General features: G+C 60.7%; 16 protein-coding genes. All 16 read right to left on the bottom strand.

Annotation, left to right across the window (positions count from 1 at the left end; all coding sequences use genetic code 11):
- Window positions 1–214: 214 nt before the first annotated feature.
- A complete protein-coding gene (locus G4C92_RS10270) occupies window positions 215–1837 on the bottom strand; it encodes an FAD-binding protein (RefSeq protein ID WP_274939757.1) in 1623 nt (540 codons plus the stop codon).
- 17 nt (window positions 1838–1854) lie between these two features.
- Window positions 1855–2526, bottom strand: coding sequence for a 4Fe-4S dicluster domain-containing protein (locus tag G4C92_RS10265; RefSeq protein WP_274939756.1), 672 nt, complete (start codon window positions 2524–2526; stop codon window positions 1855–1857).
- Window positions 2527–3095: 569 nt separating this feature from the next.
- Window positions 3096–3926 carry an FAD/NAD(P)-binding protein gene (locus tag G4C92_RS10260; protein ID WP_330654695.1) on the bottom strand — a complete coding sequence of 277 codons (831 nt, stop codon included), beginning with the start codon at window positions 3924–3926 and terminating at the stop codon, window positions 3096–3098.
- Window positions 3923–4951 (bottom strand): 4Fe-4S dicluster domain-containing protein, encoded by a 1029-nt coding sequence (locus tag G4C92_RS10255; protein ID WP_330654694.1) that lies wholly within the window; start codon window positions 4949–4951, stop codon window positions 3923–3925. Before G4C92_RS10255 ends, G4C92_RS10260 begins: the two co-directional genes overlap by 4 nt.
- Window positions 4951–5928 (bottom strand): 4Fe-4S dicluster domain-containing protein, encoded by a 978-nt coding sequence (locus G4C92_RS10250; RefSeq protein ID WP_274939755.1) that lies wholly within the window; start codon window positions 5926–5928, stop codon window positions 4951–4953. The genes G4C92_RS10255 and G4C92_RS10250 overlap by 1 nt, the downstream gene beginning before the upstream one ends.
- Window positions 5913–6359, bottom strand: a complete 447-nt coding sequence (locus G4C92_RS10245; RefSeq protein WP_274939754.1) for a hydrogenase iron-sulfur subunit — start codon at window positions 6357–6359, stop codon at window positions 5913–5915. Before G4C92_RS10245 ends, G4C92_RS10250 begins: the two co-directional genes overlap by 16 nt.
- The gene (locus tag G4C92_RS10240; RefSeq protein WP_274939753.1) at window positions 6350–8353 is read right to left on the bottom strand and encodes a CoB--CoM heterodisulfide reductase iron-sulfur subunit A family protein; all 2004 of its coding nucleotides are present in this window, start codon (window positions 8351–8353) and stop codon (window positions 6350–6352) included. The genes G4C92_RS10245 and G4C92_RS10240 overlap by 10 nt, the downstream gene beginning before the upstream one ends.
- 12 nt (window positions 8354–8365) lie before the next feature.
- Window positions 8366–8758 (bottom strand): 4Fe-4S dicluster domain-containing protein, encoded by a 393-nt coding sequence (locus G4C92_RS10235; RefSeq protein ID WP_274939752.1) that lies wholly within the window; start codon window positions 8756–8758, stop codon window positions 8366–8368.
- Entirely contained in the window at window positions 8759–9649 is an 891-nt protein-coding gene (locus G4C92_RS10230; RefSeq protein ID WP_330654693.1) for a CoB--CoM heterodisulfide reductase iron-sulfur subunit B family protein, read from the bottom strand.
- 10 nt (window positions 9650–9659) lie between these two features.
- Window positions 9660–11039: a class II fumarate hydratase gene (gene fumC, locus G4C92_RS10225; RefSeq protein WP_274939751.1), complete on the bottom strand. Its 1380-nt coding sequence runs from the start codon at window positions 11037–11039 to the stop codon at window positions 9660–9662.
- Window positions 11040–11234: 195 nt separating this feature from the next.
- On the bottom strand, window positions 11235–11918 hold the full coding sequence (locus tag G4C92_RS10220) for a redox-sensing transcriptional repressor Rex (RefSeq protein WP_274939750.1): 684 nt from the start codon (window positions 11916–11918) through the stop codon (window positions 11235–11237).
- A 234-nt stretch (window positions 11919–12152) separates the two neighbouring features.
- On the bottom strand, window positions 12153–13151 hold the full coding sequence (locus tag G4C92_RS10215; RefSeq protein WP_274939749.1) for a molybdopterin-binding protein: 999 nt from the start codon (window positions 13149–13151) through the stop codon (window positions 12153–12155).
- A gap of 109 nt (window positions 13152–13260) precedes the next feature.
- Window positions 13261–14382, bottom strand: coding sequence for a sulfate/molybdate ABC transporter ATP-binding protein (locus G4C92_RS10210; RefSeq protein ID WP_274939748.1), 1122 nt, complete (start codon window positions 14380–14382; stop codon window positions 13261–13263).
- A 35-nt stretch (window positions 14383–14417) separates the two neighbouring features.
- Window positions 14418–15137, bottom strand: coding sequence for a molybdate ABC transporter permease subunit (gene modB / locus G4C92_RS10205; RefSeq protein ID WP_274941994.1), 720 nt, complete (start codon window positions 15135–15137; stop codon window positions 14418–14420).
- A gap of 124 nt (window positions 15138–15261) precedes the next feature.
- Window positions 15262–16170: a molybdate ABC transporter substrate-binding protein gene (modA, locus tag G4C92_RS10200; RefSeq protein WP_274939747.1), complete on the bottom strand. Its 909-nt coding sequence runs from the start codon at window positions 16168–16170 to the stop codon at window positions 15262–15264.
- 256 nt (window positions 16171–16426) lie between these two features.
- Window positions 16427–17623 carry an elongation factor Tu gene (tuf, locus tag G4C92_RS10195; RefSeq protein WP_274939746.1) on the bottom strand — a complete coding sequence of 399 codons (1197 nt, stop codon included), beginning with the start codon at window positions 17621–17623 and terminating at the stop codon, window positions 16427–16429.
- Window positions 17624–17778 lie beyond the last annotated feature (155 nt).

Below are 17778 nucleotides of genomic sequence, written 5' to 3'. Positions count from 1 at the left end.
TGCAGAATTTCCCGGGCGCTCCGGATTCCCCTGCCCGGCCGCTCTGCCGCCCGTTCGTTCGGAACGTTCCGTTTTTCCTGACACCGGATGCGCTTCGAAACGTCAGACCGCAAGACAGCAGCCGCAGGGGGATCTTCCGATCCGCCCTGCGGCCTGTGCGCGGGTTACTCCTGCGGCCGTCTCCGCCGCGTGGTTTGCCTTTGCTTCTGTTCTGTCACTGAATGATGCCCGGTCCCTCCAGCGTCGTGCGCTGGCGGACATACTTCGGAAGGAGCTTCGGAGAGACAAGATCCGTATGGATGCCGGCCGCGTCCAGCTCTTTCTCATAGGCCGCCACATGGTCCATGTTCAGCGGGCCGACCGTCACTTCCTTGCAGCGCGCGCCGGCCGCCCGGCCCGCGTCGCGTCCGAAGACGATGACGTCAAGAAGCGAATTGCCCATCAGACGGTTCGTGCCGTGCACGCCGCCGGTCACCTCGCCGGCAGCGAAAAGGTTCTTCACGCCGGTTTCGCAGTTCGTGTCGATGTCGAGTCCGCCGTTCTGGTAATGCAGCGTCGGATAGACGAGGATCGGCTCTTTCGTGATGTCGATCCCGCGCTTCTCGAACATCCGGTACATCGCCGGGATTCTTTTCTGGATCGTGCCGGCACCGTTCTTGATTTCGATGATCGGTGCGTCAAGCCAGACGCCGCACCCGTGCTCGGTCTTCACGCCGTTGCCCTTCCGGCACTCGCGGATGATCGCCGCGGCTTCCACGTCACGGGTCTCCAGCGGATGAACGAAGATGTCGCCGTCCTTGTTGACCACCTTGGCGCCCAGAGAGCGGACCTTCTCCGTCACCAGCGCGCCGTAAATCTGATCCGGATAGGCGACGCCGGTGGGATGATACTGCAGAGTGTACTGATACAGCAGCTTTGCGCCGGCACGGTAGCCGAGCACCAGTCCGTCCGCCGTCGCTCCGTAATGGTTGGAGGTCGGGAATCCCTGGTAATGCATGCGGCCCGCGCCGCCGGTCGCCAGAATCACGCATTTCGCGCGGACGACGAAGAGCTCCAGTGTCTCCATGTTGAGCAGAATCGCGCCGGCTGCATTTCCCTTGTCATCCTTCAGAATCTCGATCGCGGACGTGAACTCAAGAATCGGAATGCCGCGGTTCAGCACTTCGTCCCGCAGGGTCCGCATGATCTCGGCGCCGGAGTAGTCCTTGCAGGCGTGCATTCTCTTCCGGGACGTGCCGCCGCCGTGCGTCGTGATCATGTCGCCGTTCTCGTCCTTGTCGAACTCGCAGCCGAGTTTGTTCAGCCAGAGGATGTCCTCCGGCGCCTCGGTGACGAGCTTCGCGACGAGCTCCTTCTTCGCCATGAAATGGCCGCCGCCGTAAGCGTCGAGGAAATGCTGCTGCGGCGAATCGTTCGGCTTGTCCGCCGCCTGAATGCCGCCCTCCGCCATCATGGTGTTCGCGTCACCGGTGCGGAGCTTCGTCGCGATCAGGACCTTCGCCCCCGCGTCGTCGGCCTCGATGGCCGCCGAGCAGCCGGCTCCGCCTCCGCCGATGATGAGCACGTCCGTGTCATAAGCCGGTTTCGTGAGGTCCACCTCGCCGGCGTGTACGCGCGCGTGGGCTTCCAGCATCGCAGCCAGCTCGTGAGGCGCCTTCTCGCCCTTGTTCGGCCCCACCTTCAGTTCCTCGAAGGCATCCTGGTTGTAATCCGGATGGAACTCGGCAAGGAGCGCGTCCTTCTCCTCCGCAGTCATCCGTCTCGGCTCCGCCGCCGCGTTGGCCGCACGTTTCTCAGCGACTTTTTCGATCGATTCCTTATAGCTTTCTGGATACATGTTCTCTCCTCCGTCGCTTACGCTTCAATGTCGCGGTTATTGTACATCTCACGGATCTCCGCGTCGGACTTGTTCATATACGCTTCCATCGCATCCTTGAAATTGCCGTCGTAGATTTCCTTCACTCTGGCCTTCAGATGCTCCGCATCCGGGGTCAGATATTTGCCGTTGAGGCGCCGCGCCAGCATCGCGACCTGCGGATGGGAGATACCCGCCGGGCAGCGGGAGGAGCAGACGCCGCACATCACGCAGTCAAAGGAGAGCTCCGCGCACTTCTTGAAATCGCCGCGCTGGGCGTAGGCGATGTACTGCATAACATCGAGGCCCTGGGTGCATGCCTTCGTGCAGGCGTTGCAGCCGATGCAGGAATAAATTTCCGGATAGAGCTGCATCATGATCTGCTGGGTCGGCTCCACCTTGTTGATATCATAGACCTGCTTTACAAGCGGGAAGAACGGCAGGGTCGCGACATACATATTGTCCTCGACCTTCGTCTGGCAGGCGAGCGCCATCTGAAGCTCCTGCTTCCCCTTGATGCGGTAGATGGTCGCGCAGGCGCCGCAGAAGCCGTTGCGGCAGCCGCAGCCGCGGACCAGCTGATAGCCGGCGTATTCCATCGCCGTCATGATCGTCAGATTGTCCGGCACTTCGTATTTCTTCCCGAAGAAGAACACATTCACATTTGCCATGATTGGTACGTCCTCCATATATTGGAATCGGACTTCAGGTTACAAAGATAAAAGAGCGCTCCGAGCCATGTCCTCCTGCCCTCAGGGCAGGAGGCTCCGGCTGTCGCCGTATGCGTCTCTCCTGCCGTTCCGGTCCGGCCGCAAGCGGCCTTCCCGTCGCGTCAGTCGATCCGCGCTGTCCGCGCTCCGAGCCATGCCCTCCTGCCCTCAGGGCAGGAGGCTCCGGCTGTCGCCGTATGCGTCTCTCCTGCCGTTCCGGTCCGGCCGCAAGCGGCCTTCCCGTCGCGTCAGTCGATCCGCGCTGTCCGCGCTCCGAGCCATGCCCTCCTGCCCTCAGGGCAGGAGGCTCCGGCTGTCGCCGTATGCGTCTCTCCTGCCGTTCCGGTCCGGCCGCAAGCGGCCTTCCCGTCGCGTCAGTCGATCCGCGCTGTCCGCGCTCCGAGCCATGTCCTCCTGCCCTCCGGGCAGGAGGCTCCGGCTGTCGCCGTATGCGTCTCTCCTGCCGTTCCGGTCCGGCCGCAAGCGGCCTTCCCGTCGCGTCAGTCGATCCGCGCATGGCTCGTAGCTTGTCAGTATTCCGGAGGCAGCTTCGCCAGCTGATCGAAGCTGAAGACCGGCCCGTCCTTGCAGACATACTTGTCGCCGATATTGCAGCGGCCGCACTTGCCGATCCCGCACTTCATCCTCATTTCCATCGTCGTCCACACCTGCGACTCGTTGAATCCCAGCTTCTTCAGTCCCTCGAGCGTGAAATGGATCATGATCGGCGGTCCGCAGATGATCGGCACCAGCGTCGTCGGGAAGTTCAGCTCCGTCACGTAGTTCGGAACGAATCCGACATGGCCGTCCCATCCCTCCTGCTCGCGGTCGATGGTGAGGTACACGTTCGTATTGGGACAGTTCATCCACTCGTCCAGAATCTCCTGGTAATCCACGAGATCGTCCTTCGAACGGGAACCGTAGAGGACGTTGATCTGGCCGTAGTTTTCCCGGTTGTCACGGCAGTAGTTGATGACGCTGCGCAGCGGCGCGAGGCCGATGCCGCCGGCGATGAAGAGCAGGTCCTTGCCGCGGAAGAACGTATCCACGGGGAACCCGTTTCCGTACGGACCGCGGACGCAGATCTCCTGACCTACGTCCATCGCGTGCAGCCAGCTTGTCAGACAGCCGCATTTCTTGATGGAAAACTCCATGTATTCCTCGTTGGTCGGCGAGGACGTAATCGAGAACATGCCTTCGCCGATCCCCGGGATCGAGAGCATCGCGCACTGGCCCGGGATATGCTCGAACAGCTTCTTTCCGTCGGTTCCGACGACCCGGAAGGTCTTGACATCCGGCGTATCTCTCCGGATATCCGTCACGACACCGAGCTGCGGAATCAATTCCTCTCTCTCCATCATCCCTTGTCCACCTCCAGTGTCTTCATCACCTTCACGATATTCATCTGAATCGGGCACTTCCGGAGGCAGCGCCCGCAGCCGACGCAGCTGAAGACGCCGTCATACCGGATCGGATAATACACCAGCTTGTGCATGAAGCGCTGGCGGAACCGTTCCTTCTGGGTCTTGCGGGGCGTGCCGGCCGCCATCATCGTGAAATCGTTGTACATGCAGCTGTCCCAGCAGCGGTACCGCTCGACGCCGTGGCCCGAATCGAAGTCGTTGATGTCGAAGCACTGGCAGGTCGGGCAGACGAAGGTGCAGGCGCCGCAGCCGAGACAGTGGCTCGAGAGCTCGTCCCACTCCGGGGAATTGAAGAGCTCCAGCTCACGCTCCCGGTTGTCAGACGGCTTCAGGCCGGCCAGAGGCAGCCTCGCAAGAATCGCGCGGGCCTTCTCCACCGCCGCACCGACGGCTTCCTCTCCGCCCTCCGTGAGCACATCCTTCGCCTGCGCGGCCAGCTTCTCGCCCTTCTCCGTCATCGGCTCGAGGTAGAAGACGCCGTCCGCGATCCAGGCGCGTGCGTCTCCGTCCGACGGCTTCGCCGCGTCGATTCCGAAGGATCCGCAGAAGCAGGTCTCTCCCGGCCGGGAGCAGGCCAGCGTCACGATCGTGCTGTGCTCTCTTCTCGTCTTGTAGTTGGTATCCACCGGATCCGCGAGGAACACGCGGTCAAGGACGCTGAAGGAACGGACGTCGCAGGCCCGCGCGCCGAAGATCACGAAATCCTCGGATTCCTTCCGCTCGTCGAAGATCTCGATCTTCTTTCCCTCGCGGCGGAACTTCACCAGCGGCTGGATCTGCGGGAAGAAGAAGTCCTTCGCCGAGCGGCGTGTGTTGAGGCGCGTGCTCAGCTTCTTCCCTGCCTCGTAGCGTTCAAAATCCGCCTCTCCCTGAGCATTGTCCACCGGAAGGTAAACCGTCTCATTCCTGCTGAGCGCACCCAGCAGCTGATCCAGCTTCTCAAACGCGATCTGATAGATCATTATTCGGCGCCTCCTTTCTGCACGACGGACGGCTCCGCGTCCTGATCCTGTGTGTAGGCGCACATCGGGCTCATCTGGCCGACCTCCGCGCCGGCCTGGAACTCACCGTAGAGATCGTTGAAATCCTTGATGAACTTCCGGTTGAGCAGATGAAGCGGGATATGCTCGGGGCAGACGCGCGAGCACTCGCCGCAGTCCGTGCAGCGGCCCGCGACGTGGTACGCGCGGATGATATGGAACATATTCTCCTCGAAGGAGTCGCGGGCGCCCCGGTTCTGGACGCCGGATGCCGGATTGTCGAAGACGCACTTCTCGCACGTGCAGGCCGGGCAGACGTTCCGGCAGGCGTTGCAGCGGATGCAGCGTGAGAGCTCCCCGCGCCAGAACTCGAAGCGTTCCTTCGCGCTCATCCTGTCAAGCTTCTCCACGAGGTCGAAACGTCCGGAATCCGGGACCACGTCGCCGTCCTCTCCGATCAGCTCGTCGTAGACCACATGCTTCTTCGATTTGCAGGCGAGGCACTTGTCCAGCATCACCTCGTACGCCGGGACCGTCTCCTCGCCGTAGATCGTCGTGATCTTCAGCGTGCCGTTCTCATTCTCGATATCCGTGATGCCGTCAATGCCGCGGGCACGGAGCTTCTCGATGTCCGCCTTGCCGTAGCTCGGAATCCCGATGACGTAGATGTTCTCCCGGTGAAGCTTGTGCTCGGTCTCGAGCTGGTTGAAGCTGTAGGTATCGCAGGGCTTCAGGAACGCGAGCACCTTCCCTTCCTTCTCCGACTCTTTGATCAGATACTTCGAAAGGTTGTCCGCGCAGAAATCGTTGTAGACAAAATGACTGCGTACATCCTCCGCGCTGGTGAAGACGGCCGGCGTGATATCGTAGACGAACTGGCCTTTCTGCCAGCCGAGCACACGGTTCACGGTTCCGTCCTCGAGCAGCTCGCAGGCGCGTTTGATCAGTTCTGCTTGCATCTTATATCCTCCAGTCTAACGTTCGGACCCAGCCGGGTGATATCTTCCACAAAGCTGTCCATGACGCTCTTGAACCTCGATCCCTCCGCGGCGGAGACCCACTCGACGCGGGTCCGCGCGCTCTCGACTCCGAGATAGTTCAGCATGGAGAAGAGCATCGTCATCCTGCGCCTTGTGTGATAGTTTCCGGTGCTGTAATGGCAGTCGCCCGGGTGGCAGCCGCAGACGATGACGCCGTCGGCGCCGCGCTGGAAGGCGCGCAGGATGAACATCGGATTCACGCGGCAGGAGCAGGGCACGCGGACGATCTTGACGTTGGCCGGATAGCTCAGGCGGTTCGTTCCGGCGAGATCCGCGCCGCCGTAGGAGCACCAGTTGCAGCAGAAGGCGATGATCTTCGGTGAAAATTCCTTCGTTTCATTTACAGACATAACGCATCTACCTCCGCCATGATTTCCTGGTTCGAGAAGCCCTGAAGGTCCATCGCGCCGGACGGGCAGGTCACCGTGCAGGCGCCACAGCCCTGGCAGACGGCCGGGTTCACCGACGCGACGCGGCGCTTTCTGGTGGTGCGGTCCGGCATACGGAAATCTTTCTCAATATACGTGATCGCGCCGTACGGGCAGACCGTCTCGCACTGTGAGCAGCCGTTGCACATCATCTCATCCGGACGGGCGACGCACGGGTTGCCGACCAGCTCGTTCTTCGTCAGAAGTCCGATCACCTTGGCCGCCGCCGCGCCTGCCTGACCGACCGTCTCCGGAATATCCTTCGGTCCCTGACAGAATCCGCTGAGGAAGACGCCGGCCGTCGGGGACTCCACAGGGCGGAGCTTCGCGTGCGCCTCGGTGAAGAAGTCGTTCGTGTCCATCGAGGCCGTCAGCATCGTCGCGATATGACGCGCGCTGCGGCTGGGTTCGAGAGCCGCAGCCAGAACGACCATGTCCGCGTTGATGTGAAGCTGCTCATTGAGCAGCAGGTCGGACGCCTGAACCTCCAGTTTTCCGGTCGCCCGGTTCGGGGTGACCTTGCCGACCGCGCCCTTGATGTAATGCACGTTGTACTGCTCCACCGCCCGGCGATAGAACTCGTCGAAGAGCTTGCCCGGCGTGCGGACGTCGATGTAGAAGACGTAGATGTCGGTATCCGGATAATGATCCTTCGTCAGGATCGCGTGCTTCGCCGTGTACATGCAGCAGACCTTTGAGCAGTAGGTCTTGCCGCCGTGGCAGCTGTTCTCCGTTTCTCTCGAGCCGACGCACTGGACAAAGACGATCGTCTTCGGCTCCTTCCCGTCGGAAGGCCGGACCAGATGGCCGCCGGTCGGGCCGGCCGCGCTCATCAGACGCTCGTATTCAAGGGAGGTGACCACATCCGGGCTCTGGGAATACGCGTACTCATCAAAGCGGTCGACGCCGATCATCTCATAGCCGGTAGCCGCGACGATCGCGCCGTATTCCACGTCGATGAGCTCGTCCTTCGCCTCGTAGTTGATGGCGCCGGCGCCGCAGACCTTGGAGCAGACGCCGCATTTCCCGGTGTTCAGCCTGATGCAGTACCGTGGATCAATGGTCGCCACCTTGGGCACCGCCTGCGCGAACGGGATATAGATCGCGCGCCGGTTGTTCAGGTTGAAATTCCACTCGTCGGGCACCTTCTTCATCGGGCATTTCTCGGTGCACTCGCCGCAGCCGGTGCATTTCGTCTCGTCGACATAGCGGGCCTTGCGCCGGATCGTGACGGTGAACTGACCGACAAAGCCCTTCACCGCCTCCACCTCGGAGTAGCTGTAGATGTGGATCCGCTCGTTCTGGCCGACCTCCACCATCTTCGGGGTGACGATGCAGGAGGAGCAGTCCAGCGTCGGGAAGGTCTTGTCCAGCTGGGCCATCTTGCCGCCGATGGTCGGCTTCGACTCCACGATATCGACGTCGAATCCGGCCTCCGCGATATCGAGAGCCGTCTGCATACCCGCGATGCCGCCGCCGATCACCAGCGCCCGCTTCGTGACAGGCGTGGAGCCCGCGGTCAGCGGGCTGTCCAGCGTCGCCTTTGCCACAGCCGCCTTCATCAGCGCGATCGCCTTCTGCGTCCCCACCGCCTTGTCTTTGTGGACCCAGGAGCACTGCTCACGGATGTTGGCCACCTCGAGCATATATGGGTTCATGCCCACGGACTGGACTGCCTTGCGGAATGTATTTTCATGCATTCTCGGGGAGCAGGTGCACATCACGACGTTGGTCAGCTGATACTTCTTCACTGATTCCTTCACCAGCTCCTGGCCGGCTTCGGAGCACATATACTGGTAGTCAGCGGAGAAAACCACGCCCGGTACGGATCTCGCCGCCTCGGCCACCGCCTTGACATCCACGGTCGCCGCGATATTGCTGCCGCACCAGCACACAAATACGCCAATTCTCTGCATTTGATTTCTCCTTTATTTCGTGAACTTGCGGTATGCGCTGACCAGTGCCTGCTGCGGAAGGTCCGGATCAAGCAGCGCAGGGATGTCGTCGGGTGTCAGATGGTTCGCGCCCTGACGGCGGACCATCGCCAGACGGACCGCTTCGATGAGCTTCGCCGGCTGAACCTGCCGCGGGCAGCGCTCGATGCAGGCCATGCAGGACATGCAGCGGTAGACGCTTTCGCTTGCCATCAGCTTGTCGAGCTCTCCCTTTTCCACCATCATCACGAACTGATGCGGATGGTATTCCATATTGTCATACGACGGGCAGGTCGCGGAGCAGCGTCCGCAGCGCATGCATTTAAGCGGATTCGCGCCGCTGATGGCTTCGATCTCTTCCTTCGTCACTTCATACTCAGAGGCCATTCACGCACCCTCCTTTCCCGCTCTTACGCCCGGACAGACCGCATCGGCGGCGTCCGCGCCGGCCGGCGTCTCCGCGGGATCCTTGACGCCAAGCGCCTCAGCCAGCAGTTCGGTGAAGTATCGGGTCTCCACTCCGCTGCCCTCCGCGTGCTTCCGCAGATTGTAGTAGCACAGCGGGCAGGCCGTGATCAGCGTCTCGCAGCCCTGATCCTTCGCGTTGGCGAGGATCGCCTTCACCCGCTTCTCCGGAATCGTCCGGTCCTCCAGCACGAGGTAGCCGCCGCAGCATTCGTTCCGCTGGGCGTAGACGACCGGTTCCGCGCCGATCGCACGGATAAAATCCTCCATGATCGTCGGATTCTCCGGATTGTCCATCGCCATCACGTTGCCGGGACGGAGCAGCAGGCAGCCGTAGTAGGCGCCGATCTTCTTTCCCGTGAACGGATGCTTTACCGCCTTCTTCACCTGATCGTAGCCGATCTCGTCGCGGAGCAGCTCCAGATAGTGGATTTCCTTCGTCTCCCCGTGATAGCTGATGCCGTCGGCCTTCAGATAGTTGTTGGCGCGCTCCGAGACGTACTCGTCCGCCGCCATATCGTGATTGACCTGCTTGATGACGTTGTGGCAGGCGGAGCAGAGCGTGACCAGCGTCCGGTTCTCCTCTCCGGCTTTCGCCAGCGCCCGGACCGAGCTCAGTTTGATGGCGATCTCGTCATGCGACAGCGGATAGACACCGCCGCAGCACTGCCACTCGGGGATCTCCTCCAGCGTCGCGCCGAGCACCTCGGCGGCGCGTCTTCCGTACTCGTCAAGATCGCGCGCCTTGTTCTTCAGCGTACAGCCCGGAAAATAACTGTAAACCATTTTGCCGTCCTCTTCCTTTCTTCTCACAGACCCGTCTTCAGTTTGCCATATCCTCCGGATGGAAGACCTCGTCGAACCGCTCCGGCGTCAGGAAGCCGAGCTTCACGCAGGCGTCCTTCAGTGAAATGTTCTCCTCGAAGGCAAGATGCGCCGTCTTCGCCGCCTTCTCATAGCCGATGTAGGGGTTCAGCGCCGTCACCAGCATCAGAGAATTGTAAAGATTGTGATGCATCTTCTCCTCATTGGCGCGGATTCCCACAACGCAGTTCTTGCGGAAGGATTCCATCGACTCGGACAGAAGCCGCACGGACTGCAGGAAATTGTAGGCGATCACCGGCATGAACACATTGAGCTCGAAATTGCCCTGGGACGCGGCCATGCCGATCGCCGTATCGTTACCGATGACCTGCACCGCAACCATTGTCACCTGCTCGCACTGGGTCGGATTGACCTTGCCCGGCATGATGGAGGAACCCGGTTCGTTGGCCGGAATCGTGATCTCTCCGAGACCGTCGCGGGGACCGGAGGCCAGCCAGCGGACGTCGTTCGCGATCTTCATCATATCGGCGGCCATCGCCTTCACCGCGCCGTGAGCGAAGACGACCTCGTCCTTCGAGGTCAGCGCGTGGAACTTGTTCTCCGCCGTGCGGAAGGTCTTGCCGGTGAGCGCCGAGACCTTCTCCGCCACCAGCACATCGAAGCCCTTCGGCGCGTTGAGGCCGGTGCCAACCGCCGTGCCGCCCAGCGCCAGCGTCTTCAGCGGCTCCAGCGCGAGACGGACCAGCTCCACGTCCTTCTCAAGGGAACTCCGCCAGCCGGAAATTTCCTGGCAGAATTTGATCGGGACCGCGTCCTGAAGATGAGTGCGCCCGGATTTCACGATCGTCGGATTGGCCGCCTCGAGATCCCTGAACGCAGCGATCAGCCGCTCCGCGGAGGGAATCAGGCTGTCCTCCAGCGCGACCACAGCGGAGATATGCAACGCCGTCGGGAACGTGTCGTTCGAGGACTGACTCATATTGATATCGTCGTTCGGATGGCACAGCCGCTTGCCCGCGATGGCGTTGGCCCGGTTCGCGATCACCTCATTGGTGTTCATGTTCGACTGCGTGCCGGATCCGGTCTGCCAGACAACCAGTGGGAAATTGTCGTTCAGCCGGCCGGAGATCACCTCGTCGCAGGCCGTCGTGACGGCCTCCAGCTTTTCGTCCGTCATCTTCTCCGGCTTCAGCTCATGGTTCGCCTGCGCCGCCGCCTTTTTCAGAATGCCGAAGGCATGCGTGATCTCGCGCGGCATGGTCTCAATCCCGACACCGATCAGGAAATTCTCATGACTGCGCTCGGTCTGCGCGCCCCAGAGTCGGTCCGCGGGCACCCTGACTTCACCCATTGAATCATGCTCAATCCGATATTCCATGTGTATTCTCCTGTATGACTGGAAAAATGGTTGGAGAGGAAACTTGATAGGCGCATCAAAAGATACCTGTGCGGCCTACATAAGCTGATAGTAGCATACAGGTTTACAGTTAAACAATACAAACTAACGGTTTTATCGATATTGCATTATCGATAAAACCGTACTGTTTCAGTCGGGATTATGTTTTTTATCTCGTCATTCCATCCATCCGGACGAGCTGTCCATCTCGTTTCCAAGCCGCAGGTGCTGAGACAGCATCGCCAGCGACGAGGCAAGATCCTCATTCTGGACGAGCACGCCCTCCGGCACCTTGAGCTTCACCAGCGCGAAATTCCAGATTGCCCGGATGCCGCCGTCGACCATCCGGTCGGCCACGTCCTGCGCGGCCTCCGCCGGCACCGTGATGATGCCGATCTGAATATTTCTCCGGAGACAGTAGTCCCTCAGCTTCGCCAGTGACAGGACCTCGACGCCGCTGATCGTCTTGCGGATCACGCTGCGGCGCACGTCAAAGGCGGCGACAATCTGAAAGCCGTAAGCCCCGAATTCCCGGTTTCCGAGCAGCGCCCGCCCGAGCGAGCCCGCGCCCACGAGGACCGCTTCCTTGGTGTGATGATAACCCATGTAGAGCTCGATATCCTCGATCAGCGTATCCACCTCGAAACCGGCCTTCGGTCGGCCCTGCTTCGAGCTGACCGCCGCGATGTCTTTCCGCACCAGCACGTCGCTCAGCTCCAGCTCCTCCGCGATGGCGGCAGCCGATACGTGGCTCTTCCCTTCCGCCTTCGCGCCCTTCAGATACTGCAGATAATAAGGCATGCGCTGCAGTGCCTGCTTTGTCAGATAGGTGTTTTTCGCTTCCTGCGCGTTTCGTTTCATTGTGCCGTTCCGTCTCCGTTTCCGTTTTGTGCATGTCTTATCATTATAATGCCTGCACGGCCGTTTCGGTACCGCAAAATGCGCAGATCGTCCGGCGAAGAAAACATCGGCAAAAAAAACCGGAGGGAAATCGTCCCCTCCGGAATGGTTCCGAATCCGCTTCGTACGGGGTTCCGCGCCGGCCTGCTGTGAGAGCCGGCTGACAGCGGAAGGGCCGTGCCTCCGGTCCGGCGCTTACAGCAACCCGCCCTCGCCCAGACGCGCCAGTTCCTCCGCCTTCACCGGATCGTCCGCCAGAAGACGCGGCAGCACCAGGTCGAAAATCGTCCGCTTCGCGTACATCACGCAGCCCGGCAGTCCTGCCACCGGAATCCGGCGCTTGGTTCCGTCCGCGTCCGTTCTGTGAAGATACGCAAGCATAAACATCGCGCCCGGAAGCACCGGCGCGCCGTAGCTGATCACTTCAGCTCCGGTCTCCCGGATCGCGAGCGGCGTCCGGTCGTCCGGATCCACGCTCATCCCGCCGGTCACGCAGATCAGCTCCGCGCCCCGGTCAGCCTCCTCCAGAATGGTCCGGGTCGTCACGGCCGCGTTGTCGTCCAGAATCCGGTGATCGGCCACTTCCGCCCCGAGCTCCGTCAGCTTGTCCGCCACCACAGGCGTGAAGGTGTCCTGAATCCGTCCCTTGAAGATCTCGCTGCCTGTCGCGAGAATCGCGCACCTCTTCGGCTTCAGCGGCAGCAGAGAGAGAAGCGGACCGGGTCCGGCTGCCTCCTCGACCCGTTTCATCTTCTCCTTGCTGATGACCAGCGGGATCACCCGCATGCCGGCGAAAACCTGCTCCTTCCGGACAAGCGTATCGCCCCGCTTCGTCGCGATCATCACCTCGCCCACTGAATTGACCGCGACGAGCCGCTCGTGATCGACTTTGAGCACGCCCGGGCACTCGGCCAGCAGACTGATCTTGCCCTCCTTCGGCTCCGTAGCCCGCATATGCTCATTCTGGCAGAGGCGGCGCAGGATCTCGGCGCCCTCGTTCTCATGGAGCATCGAATCGTCCTTTTCCCAGACGTAGATGTGCTCCTTCCCGATGCTGAGAAGCACCGGAATATCTTCCTTCGTGATCACATGACCTTTGCGGAACACGGCGTCCTTCGTGACGCCGCGGATAATCTGCGTCATGTCGTGGCAGAGCACCTGCCCCACCGCGTCCTCGGTTCTGACCAGCTTCATCATGTTTCCTCCTTTTATTGAGAATGCATCCGTCCGTGCTCACTCCCGGAGCGGCTCCCGCCGCCGGACAGCAGGGCCGGGCTGCTGCGTCCATTCCCGCCAGCAGATCTCAGCTGCGGAGCAGCATCACCGCGTTCTCCGGCAGCGCGAGCCGCTCCGGAATCCGCACGGACGGCATCTCTCCCTTCGATATCTTCCACTGCATCATGTCCGCGCCCTCCGCGCACCGGAAAAACACGGTCCACTCGAACGGATCCTCCCGGGGAACTGCGGAGAGCACCGGCAGCGGCGTCCCGCCGTCCTTATCCACGGCGGAAAAGCTGTGCGCGCGAATGCCCACCGCCGTCACGTCCTCCGGAATGTCCCGACTGAGTGTGATCGTGATCCCGTAGGAAGGAATGTAGAGACGGTGTCTGTCGATCCGGACGGCGTCCGCCACATTCTTGCATCCGGACAGAATCGCGGCCTCCTTTGTCTCCGGGTTCGTGAAGAAGTCCCGCACAGGCTCGATCACCTCCACATGTCCCCGGTGCAGGCAGCAGACCGTGTCGCAGAGATGGAAGACCTCGTCCCGGTCGTGGGAGACGAAAACGGCCGGCCGGTGCATGTCCCGAAGAACGTTTCTCATCTCCTGCTCCAGCTGCCAGCGGAGATGGGTGTCGAGGGCCGAAAACGGTTCGTCCAGCAGGATCACATCCGGGTCCTGCGCCACCAGACGTGCCATCGCCACCCGCTGTTTCTGTCCGCCCGAGAGACGCGCGGGGTACTCCTCCTGAAGCTCGTCAATATGGAACTGCCGGAGGATCGACTCAAGCCGGTCCTCATCCACGTATCTCTCCCTGCGGCGGACCCCGGAGAGCAGACGGCTCCGCCTCCCTCTGCCGTCCGCGCTCTTTCCGTCCGGACCGGAGAATCCGTCTTTCTTCCGCATCGGCATGCCCGCCATCACGTTCTGGCGGACGGTCATGTTGGGAAACAGCGCGTAATCCTGGAACATATACCCCACGCGCCGTTTCTGGGGCGGGAGGCAGATTCCCCGCTCCGAATCAAAGAGCACTCGCCCGCCGAGCTCGATTCTTCCCTCGTCGGGGCGCTCGATGCCGGCGATGCACTTGAGCGTCATGGATTTTCCACTGCCGGACGCGCCGAGGAGGGCGAACACGCCCTCCCCGGTTTGAAATGAGACATCCAGTGCAAACTGCGCCAGCTGTTTCCTGATTCTGACCTCCATCACATATCTCCGTCGTTCCGTGCGGCCCGTCTTTTTCAGCGGCCCGCTCTTCCGGCCGGCCTCCCATGCCGTTTTCCGCTCATCGTCGCCAGATTCATCAGCACCACGATCACGAAGGCGATCACCAGAATCACCGCGACCCAGAATCCCGCCGTCGCGTAATCGCCGTCCTGTATCACCATCGCGATCTTCTGAGAGATGGTTCCCGTCCGTCCCGGAATGTTCCCGGCCAGCATGGAGGTCGCGCCGTACTCACCCAGTGCTCTCGCGAAGGTTAAGATCGTTCCCGACAGCACGCCCGGAGAGGCCGCCGGCATCACGACGCGCCAGAAGATCGTTGTCTCCGACATCCCCAGCGTCCGGGCGGCGTAGATCAGGCTGCTGTCCACCTGCTCAAACGCAGCCCGCGCGTTCCGGTACATCAGCGGAAACGCGATCACCGTCGCCGCGAGGACGCATCCCAGCCATGTCTGGACCACCCGGATGCCGAACGTATGCATCAGCTTGGCGCCCACTGGCCTCCGGAGCGAAAAAATCAGCAGCAGGATGAACCCGGCCACCGTCGGCGGCAGCACCAGCGGCAGCGTCAGAAGTCCGTCTGCCACGGCCCGAACGCCGGGCGAAGCCTTCACCACCTTCGCCGCCGCGAAGATCCCCAGAAAGAAGGCGGCCACCGTGGCGACGACTCCTGTCTTCAGCGAGATCAGAAGCGGACTCCAGTCCGTCTCCGCGAGAAACTTCAGGAACGTCTGCATCATTTATTCCCCATCAGTATGATCCCGGAAAGCAGCGCCTGTGCGGCCAATGCTGCCGGCATCACCGCTTCCCGGCCTGCCCGCCGCAGGCGGCCTATGAAGGACGCGTACGGTCCGGACTTCATCAGAGATTCGTATCAAAGCCGTACGAATCAAAGATTGTCTGTGCCTCCGCAGAGCAGAGGAATTGCACGAAATCCTGCGCAGCCGTCTTCTCCGCGTCGTCCGCCTCCGGGTTTTTCACCTGGGCCGCCGGATAGATGACGTCACCTGTTAGATCATACGGCACTTTCTCCAGAATCTCAAGCTTATCCCCGAGCCCGTGAAGATCCGAGACATACACCGTTCCGACCTCATCGGAGCCTTCGGAGACCGCGGCCGTCACGGCGCCGACATTTGCGCACTCATTGATTGTCACACCGCCAAGGGCTTCCGAAATCTCCGCCGTCGTGATCCTGGAGGCATCCTCCGCTTTCCTGAGAATGCCGAGATTCACCAGCGCCTCCCGCGTGTATTTCCCGACCGGAACCGATCCGTCCGCGATCGCGAGAGACGAAGCATCTCCCAGATTTTCAAGCCCGGTGACCTTCGTACCGCTGCCAGGATACGTCACGACACATACCTGGTTATTCACAACGTCAGCTCTTGTATTCTTCTCGATCATGCCTTTGTCAGACAGCTCGTCCATCTGTTTCTGCGCCGCCGAAAAGAACACGTCGCAGGGCGCGCCTTCCTCGATCTGCGTCATCAGCGTGCCGGAGCTGTCATAGCTTCCAACTACCTTCACATCCGGCTGGAACGCATTATACTTTACGATCAGCTCTTCCATCACCTGATTCAGCGACTTGGCCGCGAACAGCGTGATACTGGCGGAGGACAGCTTCTCCCCGCTGTAGGCAGGCCGCTCGGCAACGCTCTCCGCGCCGCTTGCCGCACGACTCTCCGACGTACTGGAAGCGGCCGCGGCAGGAACCGCGAGAAATCCTGCCGCCATCGTGCATACCGCGCATAATGCCACCATTTTTTTCATCATGACATTTCCTCCTTCCTGTCCGACGGAAAATTCTTTTTCTCCGCCGTTCTCTCCCAGAAGCTTTTTCGCGCCGTGGGATGGATGTTTCGCTTCATCCCGCTCACGTACGGCCCGTCTTGTTACGATCCGGATTCTCTCGTGATTCCCAGTATACCGGTTTCCGAACCGAGTGTCAAACAAATAGCACTCGATAGGAAATAAAAGCCCCGGGGACAGAACACTGTCCCCGGGTGCCATGAAAAGTAATGATTCTTCATTACTCGATGATCGTCGCGACACGGCCCGAACCAACCGTACGGCCGCCTTCACGGATCGCGAAAGTAAGGCCCTGCTCCATCGCGATCGGGTGAATCAGTTCGATCGTCATCTCGACGTTATCGCCCGGCATGCACATCTCGGTTCCTTCCGGAAGAGAGATCACACCCGTGACATCCGTTGTTCTGAAGTAGAACTGCGGACGATAGTTGTTGAAGAACGGGGTATGACGGCCGCCTTCATCCTTCGTCAGAACGTACACCTGAGCGGTGAACTTGTGATGGCAGGTAACCGTACCCGGCTTTGCGACGACCTGGCCACGGACAATGCCCGTACGGTCGATACCACGAAGAAGGATACCGATGTTGTCGCCCGCCTCAGCGAAGTCAAGGATCTTGTGGAACATCTCGATGCCAGTCGCAACGGAAGTGGACTTCGCATCCTTGACGCCGAGGATCTCAACCGGATCGTTCAGCTTCAGCGTACCACGCTCGACACGGCCGGTCGCAACCGTACCACGGCCGGAGATCGTGAAGACGTCCTCAACCGGCATCAGGAACGGCTTGTCGTTGTCACGGACCGGTTCAGGGATCCAGGTATCGACAGCGTCCATCAGCTTCATGATGGCATCGCCCCACTTGCCGTCCGGATCGTTCAGAGCCTGAAGAGCAGAGCCGCGGATGATCGGGGTATCCTCCTCGAAATCATACTCGGTCAGAAGCTCGGTGACTTCCATCTCGACCAGCTCAAGGAGCTCGTCATCGTCGACCATATCGCACTTGTTAAGGAAGACGACCATTCTCGGCACACCGACCTGACGGGCCAGAAGGACGTGCTCCTTTGTCTGGGCCATAACACCGTCGGTAGCCGCGACGACGAGGATCGCGCCGTCCATCTGAGCTGCGCCGGTGATCATGTTCTTGACGTAGTCAGCATGCCCCGGGCAGTCGACATGTGCGTAATGTCTCTTCTCGGTCTCATACTCAACGTGTGCTGTATTGATCGTAATACCACGCTCTCTCTCTTCCGGAGCCTTATCGATATTACCGAATTCGACGAACTGGTTACCCGGGCACGGAACTCTCCTTGCGAGAACTTCTGTGATGGCTGCGGTCAGGGTTGTCTTGCCGTGATCGACGTGGCCGATCGTACCGATGTTGACATGCGGCTTGGTTCTCTCAAAATGCTGCTTTCCCATTTTAGAAATTCCTCCTTGATGAATACTTAAAACAGGCAGAATAACCTTTCTGTTTTCTAAGGTTCACTATCTTGTATTATATTTCAAAGCCCGCTCATTTGCAAGCAAATTCAGGAAGCGCGCCGCCGCGGCATGCATGTCCCGTGACATGCACC

The sequence above is a fragment of the Chordicoccus furentiruminis genome, assembly GCF_019355395.1.
Lineage (GTDB): Bacteria > Bacillota > Clostridia > Lachnospirales > Lachnospiraceae > Chordicoccus > Chordicoccus furentiruminis.
This window is presented reverse-complemented; position numbering and strand designations above follow the sequence as displayed.

Excerpts from the sequence above, each read along its gene's own strand:
- G4C92_RS10270 (WP_274939757.1), bottom strand. The coding sequence starts at position 1,837 with ATGTATCCAGAAAGCTATAAGGAATCGATCGAAAAAGTCGCTGAGAAA.
- G4C92_RS10265 (WP_274939756.1), bottom strand. The coding sequence starts at position 2,526 with ATGGCAAATGTGAATGTGTTCTTCTTCGGGAAGAAATACGAAGTGCCG.
- G4C92_RS10260 (WP_330654695.1), bottom strand. The coding sequence starts at position 3,926 with ATGATGGAGAGAGAGGAATTGATTCCGCAGCTCGGTGTCGTGACGGAT.
- G4C92_RS10255 (WP_330654694.1), bottom strand. The coding sequence starts at position 4,951 with ATGATCTATCAGATCGCGTTTGAGAAGCTGGATCAGCTGCTGGGTGCG.
- G4C92_RS10250 (WP_274939755.1), bottom strand. The coding sequence starts at position 5,928 with ATGCAAGCAGAACTGATCAAACGCGCCTGCGAGCTGCTCGAGGACGGA.
- G4C92_RS10245 (WP_274939754.1), bottom strand. The coding sequence starts at position 6,359 with ATGTCTGTAAATGAAACGAAGGAATTTTCACCGAAGATCATCGCCTTC.
- G4C92_RS10240 (WP_274939753.1), bottom strand. The coding sequence starts at position 8,353 with ATGCAGAGAATTGGCGTATTTGTGTGCTGGTGCGGCAGCAATATCGCG.
- G4C92_RS10235 (WP_274939752.1), bottom strand. The coding sequence starts at position 8,758 with ATGGCCTCTGAGTATGAAGTGACGAAGGAAGAGATCGAAGCCATCAGC.
- fumC (WP_274939751.1), bottom strand. The coding sequence starts at position 11,039 with ATGGAATATCGGATTGAGCATGATTCAATGGGTGAAGTCAGGGTGCCC.
- G4C92_RS10220 (WP_274939750.1), bottom strand. The coding sequence starts at position 11,918 with ATGAAACGAAACGCGCAGGAAGCGAAAAACACCTATCTGACAAAGCAG.
- G4C92_RS10215 (WP_274939749.1), bottom strand. The coding sequence starts at position 13,151 with ATGAAGCTGGTCAGAACCGAGGACGCGGTGGGGCAGGTGCTCTGCCAC.
- G4C92_RS10210 (WP_274939748.1), bottom strand. The coding sequence starts at position 14,382 with ATGGAGGTCAGAATCAGGAAACAGCTGGCGCAGTTTGCACTGGATGTC.
- modB (WP_274941994.1), bottom strand. The coding sequence starts at position 15,137 with ATGCAGACGTTCCTGAAGTTTCTCGCGGAGACGGACTGGAGTCCGCTT.
- modA (WP_274939747.1), bottom strand. The coding sequence starts at position 16,170 with ATGATGAAAAAAATGGTGGCATTATGCGCGGTATGCACGATGGCGGCA.
- tuf (WP_274939746.1), bottom strand. The coding sequence starts at position 17,623 with ATGGGAAAGCAGCATTTTGAGAGAACCAAGCCGCATGTCAACATCGGT.